Here is a 13,238-nt window from a genome sequence, read left to right as displayed (position 1 = left end):
AAGGCGCTGGATTCCGGTCACTGGAAGGGCGTCGCGGCCGACGCCTTCCGGGAGAAGTTCGCCGTGGGGGGGGGGGGGGGGGGGGGGGGCGGCGGCGGCCGGCCCGCGGCGCCCGCCGCCCCCGGCCGGCCCCCCCCCGCCCCCCCCCGCGCCCCCCCCCACGCCTCCGACGCCTGCCGGACGGCGGGCGACGCGCTGGAGCGCTACGCGGAGACGGTGCAGTGGGCGCAGCAGCAGGCCGGGCAGGCCATCGTGCTCCACAAGCAGGCGGTCAAGGCCCATCAGGACGCCGCGGACGCCTACTCCAGGGCCGTGAACACCTACAACGCGGTCGCCCTGTCGGGAAAGAACCCGGGTCCCGTGCCCGCCAAACCGGACGCCGTGGGCGTCGCGGACGCCAAGCGGGCCCAGGAGATCCTGGACGAGGCCCGCCGCCAGCGGGACGACGCCGCGACGGCGGCCGGCCGCGCCCTGAGGGCCGCCCTGGAACACGCCCCGGCCGCCCCCTCGGCACGCGAGCGGGCCATGGCCACGGTCACCGATCAGGCAGTCGGACAGGCCCTCGAACTGAACCACGTCGTCGGCGGAGCCCTCAAGGGCACTGCCGGGACGATCAATTTCGCGCGCGGCCTCAGCCCGTTCGACTCGTACAACGTCACCCACCCCGGCGAGTACCTCCAGAACGTCAACATGACCCTCGCCGGGCTGGTCTCCACTCCCGCCCACCCCGAACGCGTGGTCAGCGGCCTCATCGATCCGTTCCGTGACGACCCCTACGAGGGCGCCGGCCGGCTCCTGCCCGAATTCGTGGGCGCCAAGGGCGCCGGTGGCGCTGCCCGGGCGGCGGAAGCCGCGGTGGGCAAGACGGCGGCCCGGCAGACGGTGGAGGTCGAGGCCCGTGCGGCGGCCCGCGCCAGGGCCGAGCTGAAGTGCGTGGTCGACCCCGTCGAGGTGGCCACGGGCCGGATGATCCTGCCGCAGACGGACCTGGTCCTGCCGGGGTCGCTGCCGCTCGTCTTCACCCGGACCTTCGAGTCCTCGTACCGCACGGGCCGCTGGTTCGGCCCGGCCTGGGCGTCCACCGTCGACCAGCGGCTGGAGGCCGACGAGGAGGGCCTCGTCCTCGTCCGCGAGGACGGCAGCCTGCTCGCCTATCCGCACCCCGAACCCGGGGTCCCGGTGCTTCCCGCCCACGGGCAGCGCTGGCCGCTCGTCCTCGACGCGGACGGCGGGTACACGGTCACGGACCCGGAGAGCGGACACGTCCGCCACTTCTCGGACGAGGGCCTCCTCACCCAGCTCGACGGCCGGGGCGGCGCCTGGATCGCCTTCTCCTACGACGCCTCCGGCGCCCCTGTGTCCCTGTCCCACAGCGGCGGCCACGAACTGCGCCTCACGACGTCGCAGGGGCGCGTCACCGGCCTCTCCCTCGGGGACGGCACCGAGGTCCTGCGCTACGGCTACACGGACGGCCACCTCACCCACGTCACCAACTCGTCCGGCCGCCCTCTGCGGTTCGGCTACGACGGGGTCGGCCGGATCACGTCCTGGACCGACACCAACGACCGCCGCTTCGACTACGTCTACGACGACCGGGACCGCTGCGTCGCCCAGTCCGGCGGCAACGGCCACCTGAACGTCCGCTTCGCGTACGAGGACGGTGCCACCGTCCTCACCGACTCCCTCGGCCACAGCACCCGGTTCGAGGTCGACCACAACGCCCGGGTCACCGCCGAGACCGACCCGACCGGCGCCACGACCCGCTCCACCCACGACGCCGTGGGCCGGCTGCTCAGCCGTACGGACGCGCTCGGCCACACCACCCGCTTCGCGTACGACGACGCGGGGCGCCTGGTCTCCCTGCTCCGTCCGGACGGCGGGGAGGTCCGGGCGGCGTACGACGGTCCGGGCCTGCCGGTCGAGGTGGTCCAGCCGGACGGCCGCACCTTCCGCTCGACGTACGACGACCGCGGCAACCGCACCTCGGCCACGGCCCCGGACGGCACCACCACCCGCTTCGCGTACGACCAGCACGGCCACCTGGCGTCCGTGACGGACGCCCTGGGCGCGGTCACCACCGTGCGCTGCGACCCGGCGGGCCTGCTGCTGGAGACCGTCGACCCCCTGGGCGCGACGACCCGCTACACCCGCGACGCCTTCGGCCGGCCGGTCGCCGTCACCGATCCCCTCGGGCACACCACCCGCCTCACCTGGAACGTGGAGGGCCGCCTGCTGCACCGGGAGAACCCCGACGGCAGCACGGAGTCCTGGACGTACGACGGCGAGGGCAACTGCGTCACCCACACCGACGCGCTGGGCGGGGTGACGGTCTCCGAGTACGGGGACTTCGACCTCCTGACGGCCCGGACCGGCCCCGACGGGGTCCGCCACACCTTCACCCACGACACCGAGCTGCGCCTCACGGGCGTCACCAACCCCCAGGGCCTGACCTGGACCTACGCCTACGACCCGGCCGGCCGCCTCGCCTCGGAGACGGACTTCGACGCCCGGACGCTGACGTACGCCCACGACCCGGCGGGCCGCCTGGCCTCCCGTACGAACGCGGTCGGCGCGCGGACCACGTACGCGCACGACCCCCTCTCCCGGCTCGTGCGCAAGGAGACGGCGGACGGCACCACCTCCTACTCCTACGACGCCTTCGGCGAGCTGCAGCGGGCGGTCTCCCCGGACGGCACCACGCTCACCCGGGAGCGCGACCGCCACGGCCGCCTGCTCGCGGAGACGGTGGACGGGCGCACGACCGCGTACGCGTACGACGCCCTGGGCCGCCGCACCGTCCGCACCACACCGGGTGGCGCCCGGTCCGAGTGGACGTACGACGCGGCCGGCCGCCGCGCCGCGCTCACGGCCTCGGGCCGCACGATCGCCTTCGAGCGCGACGCGGCGGGCCGGGAGCTGAGGCGCACCCTCGGCGCCGGCCTCTCCCTCACCCAGGAGTACGACCCCCTCGGCCGCCTCACCGGCCAGCACGTGGTCGGCGAGGACGGCCGCACCCTCCAGCGCCGCGGCTACGCGTACCGCGCGGACGGCGCCCTCACCTCGATGGACGACGCCCTCGCGGGCCCCAGCACGTTCACCCTGGACCCGGCGTCCCGCGTCACGGCCGTCGACGCGGCGAACTGGTCGGAGCGCTACGCGTACGACGACGCCGGCAACCAGACCAGCGCGGCCTGGCCGACCCACCACCCGGGCACCGAGGCCCACGGCGCCCGTACGTACACGGGCACCCGGATCACTTCCGCCGGAGCGGTCCGCTACGAGTACGACGCCCTGGGCCGCACGGTCCTGCGCCGGAAGACCCGCCTCTCGCGCAAGCCGGACACCTGGCGCTACGAGTGGGACGCGGAAGACCGCATGACCGGGGTCACCACCCCGGACGGCACGCGGTGGCGCTACCGCTACGACGCCCTGGCCCGCCGCACGTCGAAACAACGGCTCACCCCCACGGGCGAGGTGGCTGAGCAGACCCTCTTCACCTGGGACGGCACCACCCTCTGCGAGGAGACGGCCGGCCCGGTCACCCTCACCTGGACCCACGACGGCCTCCACCCCCTCACCCAGGCGGAACGCGTCATCGGCACGACCGACGAGCGCTTTTTCGCCATCGTCACCGACCTGATCGGCACCCCCAAAGAGCTCATATCCGAGTCGGGCGCCATCGCCTGGCGCGCCCGCTCCACCCTCTGGGGCACCACCACCTGGACCCGCGACGCGAGTGCCTACACCCCACTCCGCTTCCCGGGCCAGTACTTCGACCCCGAATCGGGCCTCCACCACAACTTCTTCCGCACCTACGACCCCGAAACGGCCCGCTACCTCACCCCGGACCCCCTGGGCCTGTCCCCGGCCCCGAACCCGGCGACGTACGTCGACAACCCCCACACGTGGTCTGATCCGCTGGGGCTCGCGCCCTGCCCGGAGATCCACGACCGGAAGCTCGACTATTTGTTCAACCGCGACATCAAACCGGATCCACACAACTCACCCCGCGCGAAGCAGAACGCGGAGCAACTGAGAAGCATCGGCTTCAGCGACACCCCAGCGTCGCGCGCGTACGTCAGGTCCCACCTTGAGGAAGCAGCATCCACGGGGATTTTCGAAAGAAGGTTCACCAGCGAACACGGAGAATTTGGAATCACCCGCTCCTTGATCATGGGACCCAACGGAATGCGCTCAATGGAAGCGTCATGGCAGATCGCGGCCGACGGCTCCCATCGACTCACAACCGTCATCATCAAGGGTGGGAGCTACTGGCGCAGTATAAAATAAAATCGGCCACCCCGTAGGAGCATCCACATGAGTCCTGAATTCACAACACCACCCCCTCAGGCATTCGTCGACGCCTTCGGCGTCGAACCCACAGCCGAAGGCGAACACGGATACACGCTATATCTTTCCGAAATCACCGGCCAAGACATCACCTTCTCATACAATGCAATGATGCAGTCCGTCGCACTATTTTGGACGCCTTCAGCAGAAGGGATCCCGATCCGAATCCACCGCGAAGGGGCAACACTCTTGCGCATCCTTGAAGAATTCCAAAAAACGAAGATCGTCGTTGAGTTCAGAACAGAAGACACGATCGGGCACATGACCCTACAAGTATTCCCCAGCCTGGAATTCCATGAGGAAACTCTGATCACATAGGGATACACCTCGCCCTAATGCTCCAGCAGGATTACTAAGGGCTGTCCGGCTGAGTTCCATCTTCATCCGGCGTCGCGCCTGCCGCTCCGGCGGCCCCGGAAATGCCTTAGGCCGGGGTCGGGTCCGTAGGTAACGTCGGGATCTTCGGGTTCGTTGGGGCCCGGAGTACTTGAGGTGTGCGGCTGTGGTTGTGCGTGAGTCGGCTGCCGTGTGGAGTCTGCCGGCCGGGGATGCGCGGGCGTTGTGGTGGAGCGTCGGGGCTCGGGGGGAGCTCGGCGTGGTGCGGGTGGACGAGCGGGTGCTGAAGCGGTCGGACTACGTCGCCGGGTGGGTCGGGTGGGGTGCGGCGGAGCCGTTCGACGCCGCGTTGGAGGTGTTCGGCGCCGACGGGCGGGTCCGGCGGCGCGTGGCCGTGCGGGGCGTGCCGCCGCACATCAGCCATCTCGCCCTGCTGCCCGGCGACCGGTTCCTCCTCGTGTCGGGCCGTTCCGGCCAGGACCGGCAGGGCCGTTGGGCCGACAACGCGTACGTGTACGACCGCGACGGGCGCCGCGAGGGTGCGTTCTGCATCGGCGACGACGTCCAGGTCGTCGTCGGCAGTCGCCGCGGCGGGATCTGGACCGCCTACGGCGACGAGGGCATCTTCGGCCACCACCCCGAGTCCCGCGGCGCGCTGGCCGGCTGGAGCAGTCGGGGCGGCGCCGTCTGGACGCCGCGTACGCCCTTCCCCGCCGGCCCCGTGCAAGGCCGCACCGGCTGCACCGAGGGCGACCGGGTGTGGCTGGCCTGGTACTGCCGCGAGGGGACGCACCTGAGCCGGATCACCCCGTCAACCGGCGAGGTCACCACCTTCCGGAGCCCGGTGACGGACATCGACGGCATCGCCGTCCGCGGCGACCGGGCCGTGTTCAGCCGCCGCGATCACAACCGGCCCGCCGTCACCCTGACCCGCGCCCGGCTGGTCGGCGGGGTCCTGGAGGCCGTCGCCGAGGAGCGGGTCGCCGTCCCCGGACCGGTCGTGCTGCGCTGCGCTCAGGGCCGGGACGGGGTGCTGTGGCTGCGGGCCGGGGACTCCTGGGTGCGCTTCAAGGCCTGAGACGGGCGGGCGCGCGGCCGGTGTCAGTGGGGGTCGCTACGTTCGGGGCATGTCGATCTCCGTACAACTGCGCGACTCCGTGGTGCTGCCGGGTGGGGGCGCCCTCGTCAACGGCTACGGCTTCGAGAGCCGGGCGGGCGGCCCGCGCCGGGCCCTGCTGCCGCACGGGCACGAGCTGGAGGTCCACGACCTGGACGAGCTGTTCGCGGGCAAGCACGCCCCGGTCGCCGCCTTCCCGCTCCCCTGGCCCGGCTGGGACCGCGGGGTCAACTCCCTGAGTCCGGACGCCTCGTACGCCGTGTTCTCGGGCCAGCGCGCCGTCCGGGCCGTCGGCGCGGGAGGGGAGACCCTCTGGGAGTACCGGCACGGCTGCTGGGGGCCCGAGCTCGGGCACCCGCACACCGGGGACGAGCAGGAGGTGTGCCGGGGCCTCGAACACGGGTCCTGCCGGGTCTCGGACGACGGCCGGACCGTCTGGGCGCACGTCGTGATCGGCGAGCAGGAGCACTGGGTCGTCCTCGACGCCGCGGACGGGCGGGAGCTGGCACGCCTGCCCCTGGACAGCGCCGCCGCCGGCTCGCACCACCTCTCCCACCCCGACGGCGTGCACATGGGCCTGTCCATCGGAATGGGCCAGGACGGCATCCTGCTCCACTGGGCCCGGTGGGACGGCACGCAGCTGGTCGACTGGGACCTCAACGAGTCGATGGACCGCATCCTGATGGACGTCCACCCGGGCCACCGGGGCTTCCTCACGGTCGAGCACTACGGAAGGGACCTCCACCTGCACGCACTGGACGGTGACGTCCTCGCCACGGGAACCCCGGATCCGGCCGACGAGGACGCGGACGAGGACCGGCCCTGCTGGGACTACGGCTGCGGCTTCGTCGACGCCGACACGGTCATCGCCTCCACCGTCGACTGCGACGCCGACGAGAACCCGGAACTGTCCCGCCACTGGCTGCTCGACGCCCGCACCCTGGAGGTCCGCGGCCGCGTCACCTACCCCGGCGCCCCCGCCACCGGCTACCTGCTCCCGCTCGGCGACGGCACCTGGCTCACCCACGACGGCAAGACCCAGACCCTCAACCGGTGGGCCGAAGCCACGGTCTGAGCGCGGTCACAAGCACTCCACCCACAGCAGCTTCCCCGCGTGCGGCCCGTTCAGCCGGTACGAGCCGTACCGGTCCGCGCAGAGCCGTACGAGGACCAGCCCGCGCCCGCCCTCCGCGTCCTCGGCCGGCTCCGGGCCGAAGGGGGACGGGATGTCCCGACCGGTGTCCCAGACCCCGAGCCGGAGCCGCCCGGCCGCCATCGCCCGCAGCCGGAGCGCGCAGGGGCCGCGGGTGTGGCGGTGGGAGTTCGACACCGGTTCGCTCGCGAGCAGTTCGGCGGTGTCGGCGAGAGCGGTCATGCCGTGGCGCTGGAGCACGGCCCGCAGGGTGGTCCGGGCGATGCCCGCGGCGCGGGGATCGTGCGGGAGGTGGAGGGTGTAGGCCCAGGACGGAGTTACGGTAGCGCCCATGGAAGTCTCCGCTCGAGGAGGAGAGTTGGACCCTGCGCATGCGGTGCCCGGTGACCAGGTCGCTCCGTCGAGCGGGGTTCTTCCAGGCGGTGGCCTGACAGCAACGACAGAGAGGTCCGCTTAATGAGTTAGGCGCTTCGCGCTAAATGCAGGCAACGCCCACTCGTGTGGGTGACACTTCCTCGCGGAGGAACGCACGATGCCCATTCGCAGCAGCCCCACCGCGCGTCAACTGCGCTTCGCAGCCGAGCTGCGCCGGATGCGCGAACGCGCCGGGCTCACGTCCGCCGAGGCCGCCGGGCTCCTCGGTATCAAGCCGAACCAGGTCAGCAACATGGAGGCCGCACGGTTCGGCGTCAGCCCCGAGCGGATCCGTATCCTCGCCCGCCACTACGACTGCTCCGACACCTCGCTGGTCGACGCGCTGATCGCGATGACCGGCGAGCGCAAGGGGGCCGGCTGGTGGGAGGAGTACCGTGACCGGCTGCCCGCGGCCTGGCTGGACCTCGCGGAGCTGGAGCACCACGGCCGCATGCTCCGGGACGCCATCACCGTGCACATCCCCGGGCTGCTCCAGACGCCCGAACACGCCCGCGAGATCTTCCGGCAGGCCGTTCCGGCGCTCCCTCCGCCCGGCATCGAGGACCGCGTCTCGTTCCGCGTCCGACGCCAGCGGGTCCTCTACGAGGACGACCCGACCCCGTACCGGGCGACGGTCCACGAGGCCGCCCTGCGCATCGCGGCGGGCGGTCCGTCCGTCTTCGCGGCCCAGTTGAAGCACCTGCTCGACATGAGCGAGCGCGACCACATCACCCTGCGCGTGATTCCGTTCTCGGTGGGCACGTTCCCCGGATCCGGCCAGTCCGTCTACTGCGTCCACGGCACGGTGCCCCGGCTCGACACCGTCTACCTGGACCAGTCGCACGGGCTCGCCTTCCTCGACACCGAGCCCCAACTGAGCAAGTACCGGCTGCTCTTCGACCGGCTCGACGCGGTCGCCCTGCCACCGGGGCGGACCCGTGACCTGATCCACGACATCGTCCGCAACCTGTGAGGGGAAGCCCCCGTGCCCGAACCCGACTGGCAGCGGTCCTCGTACTGCGCCGAAGGCAGCTCCTGTGTGTACGTGGCCACGGCCCACGAAGGCCAGGTGCTCATAGCCGACAGCCCCGCACCCCGTACCACCCTCACCCTCTCCCCCGCCGCCTGGGCCGTCTTCCTCGGAGCCGTCCGCGGCGACGGGGCCTGAAACGCCGACGGGGCGGCGTCTCCCGCGCGGTGTCGGGGTACGCCGCCCCTGGGGCGGGACGGGGGATGCGCTGTCACGGCGGTTACTTCGGGTCGGCGTTGAACTTCGCGGTGGCCCAGAGGTAGCCGAGGGCGGTGAGGGCGAGGCACCAGGTGACGGCGAGCCAGCCGTTGTTGCCGATCTCGGTGCCGAGGAGGAGGCCGCGGAGGGTTTCGATGGCCGGGGTGAAGGGCTGGTACTGGGCGATGGGCTGGAACCAGCCGGGCATCGAGTGGACCGGGGTGAAGGCGCTGGAGAGCAGGGGCAGCAGGATCAGGGGCATCGCGGAGTTGCTGGCGGCCTCGGCGTTGGGGCTGACCAGGCCCATGCCGACGGCGATCCAGGTGAGTGCCAGGGCGAAGAGGGTCAGGAGTCCGAAGGCCGCCAGCCATTCCAGGACGGTGGCGTCGGTGGATCGGAAGCCGATGGCCACGGCGACGGCTCCGATGAGGACCACGCTGGCCACGCACTGCAGGACGCTGCCGGCGACGTGTCCGATGAGGACGGAGGGGCGGTGGATGGCCATGGTGCGGAAGCGGGCGATGATCCCTTCGGTCATGTCGTTGGAGACGGATACGGCGGTGCCGATGGTGGTGCTGCCGATGGTCATCAGGAGCAGGCCGGGGACGACGTAGGCGAGGTAGGCGGAGCGGTCGGCGGTGCCGCCGCCGATGCCCGCGCTCATGGTGTCTCCGAGGATGTAGACGAAGAGCAGGAGCAGCATGACGGGGGTGAGGAGGAGGTTGAGGGTGAGGGAGGGGTAGCGGCGGGCGTGCAGGAGGTTGCGGCGCAGCATGGTGGCCGAGTCGCGGGCGGCGAGGGTGAGGGTGCTCATCGGGTGGCCTCCGTCGGCTGGTGGGGGATGGTGGTGGTGTCGGTGAGGGCGAAGAAGACGTCGTCGAGGTCGGGGGTGTGGACGGTGAGTTCGTCGGCTTCGATGCCGGCGGTGTCCAGGTGGTCGAGGAGGGTGCGCAGTTCGCGCTGGGTGCCGCCGCTGGGGACCTGGAGGGTGAGGGATTCGTCGTCGGGGGTGGCGGTGGGCAGGGTGTGGGCGGCGTTGCGGTAGCGGTCCGGGTCGGTGAAGCGCAGGCGTACGTGTCCGCCGGGGACGAGGCGCTTGAGTTGTTCGGCGGTGCCTTCGGCGGCGATGCGGCCGTTGTTGAGGACGGCGATGCGGTCGGCGAGCTGGTCTGCTTCTTCCAGGTACTGGGTGGTGAGGAAGACGGTGACGCCGCCGGTGACCAGGGTGCGGATGATCTGCCACATGGTGTGGCGGGAGCGGGGGTCGAGGCCGGTGGTGGGTTCGTCGAGGAAGATGATCCGTGGGCTGCCGACCAGGGTCATGGCGATGTCCAGGCGGCGTTTCATGCCGCCGGAGTAGGTGGAGGCGGGCTTCTTCGCCGCGGCGGTGAGGTCGAAGCGCTCCAGGAGGTCGGCGGTGATGCGGCGGCCCTCGGGCTTGGGCAGGTGGTGGAGGTCCGCCATGAGGAGCATGTTCTCCTCGCCGGTGATCAGTGCGTCGACGGCGGAAAACTGGCCGGTGACACCGATGCCGGCGCGGACGGCCTGGGGGTCGGTGGCGAGGTCGTGGCCGCCGACGCGGATCTCACCGGCGTCCGCGCCGATCAGGGTGGAGAGGATCTTCACGGCGGTGGTCTTGCCCGCGCCGTTCGGACCGAGCAGGGCGAAGACGGTGCCGGCGGGGACGGCCAGGTCGATGCCGTCCAGGACGCTCTTGTCACCGTAGGACTTGCGCAGCCCGTTCGCCGCGATGGCCAGGTTCGTCATGAGAGGGGCTCCCTTTCGAGGTTGCGGGTCAGAGGCTGCGGGCGGTGATGTCGCCGTAGGAGGTCGTCGCCTGGATGGTGAGGGCGGCGTCGGCGCCGTCGGCGTTGCTGAGGGTGTTGTGGATGCGGCCGTAGGCGGTGCCGGCGTCGAGGGTGGCGGAGGTTCCGCGGGCGGCGCCGATCGCGATCTCGCCGTGCTCGGTGCGCAGTTCGACCGTGCCGCGGCGGGCCTCGGTGATGCGGAGGTCGCCCTGCCGGGTGCTGATCCGGGCGGGGCCGGTGAGGCGGCCGACGGTGATGTCGCCGGCCTGGACGGTGAGGCGGGCGCCGGCGGTCTCGTCGAGCTTGACGGTGGCCTGGGCGCCCTCGAAGGTCACGTCGCCGAGGCGTCCGACGCCCCGGAGTTCGGCGGCGGCGGCCTTCGCCTCGACGTGGGAGCCGGCGGGGAGCTGGATGGTCAGCTCGACGGATCCGGAGTTGCCGAGGAACCGGTTCTTGGCCGGTGCGGCGGCGACGTGCAGGACGCCGTCGCGGAATTCGACGGTGATCTGCTCGGCGGCCTTGACGTCACGGCCCTTGGTGGCGTTCGCGGGCCGGACCTCGACGGTGGTGTCGCTCCGGTCGGCGGCGATGAGCCGGATGTGTCCCGCGGGGATGTCGAGGACGGCGGCGACCGGGGCGGGGGTGGCGAACTTCTGCATGATCTCTTCCTTCGGCTCGTTTTTTCCGATGACCGAAAGCTACGTTGCGTTCATGGAACGAGCAACACATTCGTTGCGCTGAATTAGAATTAGCGCAGCTCAGAGACGTGAAATCATTGCAACGAGGCTGGATCTAATGCAACGTCGAGCAGCGCACGCGTTGCAATGAATGCGGGTGAACGCTATGCCGGGAGGTCCTCGCCCTCAGTGCCGGCCGCCGGGCTGCCTGGCAAGATCGTTCCGTCCGTCGCCGCGTGACGGACCCGACCGCCCAGGAGAACCGGATGACCACCTTCGTCCTCATACCCGGCGCATGGCACGGCGCCTGGACCTTCGAACCGCTCGCACGGCAGCTGCGCGCCCACGGCCACCAGGCGTTCCCGCTGACCCTGACCGGGGTGGGCGACCGCAAGCACCTGATCGGCTCCTCGGTGAACCTGGACACCCACATCCAGGACGTGGTCGGCGTCCTCGCCGAGCAGCAGGTCACCGACGCCGTCCTGGTCGGGCACAGTTACGGCGGCATGGTCATCACCGGCGCCGCCGACCGCGCCCCGGAGCGGGTCGCGGGCCTGGTCTACGTCGACGCGATGGTGCCAGCCGACGGGGACTCCTGCTGGTCCCTGGTCAGCGAGCAGGAGCGCGGCTGGTACCTGAACGGCGTCGGCGAGACGGGCTACGCGAGTGCCCCGCTGCCGTTCTTCGACCCGCGGGCCACCCCGCACCCGCTGGCCTCCCTGCTCCAGGCGGTCCGCCTGGAGGGCGGGCTCGACGGCTTCCGCAGCCGGGACTACGTCTACGCCACCGGCTGGGACGGCGCCTCCCCCTTCACCGCGACCTACGACCGCCTCACCGCGGACCCCTCCTGGCGTACGCACGCCCTCGCTTCGGGCCACAACGTGATGCGGGACGCCCCCGAGGACCTGCTGAAGGTGCTGCTGGAGGCCGCCGCCCGGGGCTGAGCCCTGCCGTTCCGGGGCCGGGGGCGGCGGCGGGGCCGGGGCCGCGCCCCGCACCCCGGCCCCGGCCTCGGATCGTCGGGCGCGCCCGGCTCAGGCCGTGGTGCGGGTCACCGGGATCCACAGCTGCGCGTCGGACCATGCCGGGTCGTCCTGCGACGGGCGGGTACGCAGGATCTCCGGCCCCGGGCGGTACTCGTACGGGTTGGACGGGATCCACTGGGCGGCCACGTCACCCCACATCCGCTGCAACGCCTCGGGGAACGGACCGGAGTTCTCGAACACGGCCCAGGTGCCCGCCGGGCAGTCCAGTACGTCGAGGTCCTCGGGCGGCTCGGCGGCAGAGGACACCACCGCGTGGTAGTAGTCGAGTTCGCTCCCCTCCTCGAATCCGTCCGACAGCCGCACGGTCGCCGACACCACCCCCTCCGGATCCTGGTCCGAGAGGCCGGCGATCCGCAGCATCGCCTCCGGCGGGATGCTCTGGATGTGCTCGGCGATGTGCGGGTTGACGCCCTGGTAGATCAGCGGGACGCGGGCCTTCCTGCCCACGACCCGGAACGCTTCCTTCTCCACGATCCGGTACCGCATGGTGCTGTTCCCTTCGACGGTGAGACGGAAGGACAGCCGGGGCTGCGCGTTCAGAGCCGCGCCGGTGCGCCGGGCCTCGCCGGGACCGACCCCGTGCAGGGCGCGGAACGCCCGGGCGAAGGCCTCCCCCGAGGTGTAGCCGTAGCGGACCGCGATCTCCAGCAAGGTCGGTTTCCCGGCCAGCACGTCGGCCGCCGCGACGGTGAGCCGCCGGCGCCGGACGTACTCCGACAGCGGCATCCCCGCGAGCGAGGAGAACAGCCGCCGGAAGTGGTACTCCGACGTGACCGTGATCCGCGCCAGCTCGGACACCTCGACGTGCCCGTCGAGGTGACCCTCGATGTGCTCCATGGCCTGGTTCAACCGATCCAGCAACCCCGGCCTCCTTCCCTTCGATCACCGACGTTAGGAGGGACCAAGCCTGCCGCACCCGACATCCCGTGCCCGCTCCGGTCGGGTACGCGGGGCCCGCCGCCCAGCCGCCCCGGCCACGGCTCCCCCGGCCCGCTCGCCGGGGGGGGGTGCCCCTATGTCTTTGGTCAAGGTGGTCGGGTGGCAGTGTGGCTGTCATGAGTGATGACGTGCCTGTTCGAGAGTTGGTAGTCGAGGGCATGCGGCCGTGC

The 13,238-nt window shown here is 71.6% G+C and carries 12 protein-coding genes; 7 read left to right on the top strand and 5 right to left on the bottom strand.

All coding sequences use genetic code 11. The annotated features are described in order from the left end of the window. Positions 1-63 precede the first annotated feature (63 nt). The 4 genes from ACEPPI_RS37340 to ACEPPI_RS37325 all read left to right on the top strand — a co-directional run bounded on the left by ACEPPI_RS37340 (position 64) and on the right by ACEPPI_RS37325 (position 6,878). Positions 64-4,290, top strand: a complete 4,227-nt coding sequence (locus ACEPPI_RS37340) for a putative T7SS-secreted protein (RefSeq protein WP_373919715.1) — start codon at positions 64-66, stop codon at positions 4,288-4,290. A gap of 27 nt (positions 4,291-4,317) precedes the next feature. After that, entirely contained in the window at positions 4,318-4,668 is a 351-nt protein-coding gene (locus ACEPPI_RS37335; protein ID WP_373919714.1) for a hypothetical protein, read from the top strand. 277 nt (positions 4,669-4,945) lie between these two features. Further along, entirely contained in the window at positions 4,946-5,764 is an 819-nt protein-coding gene (locus ACEPPI_RS37330) for a hypothetical protein (protein ID WP_373919713.1), read from the top strand. A 49-nt stretch (positions 5,765-5,813) separates the two neighbouring features. Continuing rightward, a complete protein-coding gene (locus ACEPPI_RS37325; protein WP_373919712.1) occupies positions 5,814-6,878 on the top strand; it encodes a hypothetical protein in 1,065 nt (354 codons plus the stop codon). Positions 6,879-6,884: 6 nt separating this feature from the next. Here ACEPPI_RS37325 and ACEPPI_RS37320 read toward each other — a convergent pair whose 3' ends face one another. Beyond that, positions 6,885-7,289 carry an ATP-binding protein gene (locus ACEPPI_RS37320; RefSeq protein WP_373919711.1) on the bottom strand — a complete coding sequence of 135 codons (405 nt, stop codon included), beginning with the start codon at positions 7,287-7,289 and terminating at the stop codon, positions 6,885-6,887. A gap of 199 nt (positions 7,290-7,488) precedes the next feature. Here ACEPPI_RS37320 and ACEPPI_RS37315 point away from each other — a divergent pair, with 199 nt between their 5' ends. Beyond that, positions 7,489-8,343, top strand: coding sequence for a helix-turn-helix domain-containing protein (locus ACEPPI_RS37315; RefSeq protein WP_373919710.1), 855 nt, complete (start codon positions 7,489-7,491; stop codon positions 8,341-8,343). Between the two features lie 12 nt (positions 8,344-8,355). Further along, on the top strand, positions 8,356-8,538 hold the full coding sequence (locus ACEPPI_RS37310) for a DUF397 domain-containing protein (RefSeq protein ID WP_373919709.1): 183 nt from the start codon (positions 8,356-8,358) through the stop codon (positions 8,536-8,538). Between the two features lie 82 nt (positions 8,539-8,620). Here the strand turns inward: ACEPPI_RS37310 and ACEPPI_RS37305 are convergent, their stop codons facing one another. From ACEPPI_RS37305 to ACEPPI_RS37295, 3 genes are read right to left on the bottom strand one after another with little or no spacing between them, the layout of a single operon-like run. Further along, on the bottom strand, positions 8,621-9,412 hold the full coding sequence (locus tag ACEPPI_RS37305) for an ABC transporter permease (protein ID WP_373919708.1): 792 nt from the start codon (positions 9,410-9,412) through the stop codon (positions 8,621-8,623). After that, positions 9,409-10,365, bottom strand: coding sequence for an ATP-binding cassette domain-containing protein (locus ACEPPI_RS37300; protein WP_373919707.1), 957 nt, complete (start codon positions 10,363-10,365; stop codon positions 9,409-9,411). The genes ACEPPI_RS37305 and ACEPPI_RS37300 overlap by 4 nt, the downstream gene beginning before the upstream one ends. A 28-nt stretch (positions 10,366-10,393) precedes the next feature. Then, positions 10,394-11,065 carry a DUF4097 family beta strand repeat-containing protein gene (locus tag ACEPPI_RS37295; protein WP_373919706.1) on the bottom strand — a complete coding sequence of 224 codons (672 nt, stop codon included), beginning with the start codon at positions 11,063-11,065 and terminating at the stop codon, positions 10,394-10,396. Between the two features lie 254 nt (positions 11,066-11,319). Between ACEPPI_RS37295 and ACEPPI_RS37290 the strand changes: the two genes are divergently transcribed. Next, complete coding sequence (locus ACEPPI_RS37290) at positions 11,320-12,027, top strand: alpha/beta fold hydrolase (RefSeq protein WP_373919705.1); 708 nt, start codon at positions 11,320-11,322, stop codon at positions 12,025-12,027. Between the two features lie 90 nt (positions 12,028-12,117). Here the strand turns inward: ACEPPI_RS37290 and ACEPPI_RS37285 are convergent, their stop codons facing one another. Continuing rightward, positions 12,118-12,990, bottom strand: coding sequence for a GyrI-like domain-containing protein (locus tag ACEPPI_RS37285; RefSeq protein ID WP_373919704.1), 873 nt, complete (start codon positions 12,988-12,990; stop codon positions 12,118-12,120). Positions 12,991-13,238 lie beyond the last annotated feature (248 nt).

Origin of the sequence: Streptomyces sp. AB3(2024) (genome assembly GCF_041862025.1) — a bacterium.
Classification (GTDB): Bacteria; Actinomycetota; Actinomycetes; order Streptomycetales; family Streptomycetaceae; genus Streptomyces.
Note: the sequence above shows the minus strand (reverse complement) of the source record. Positions and strands in the feature narration are given on the sequence as shown.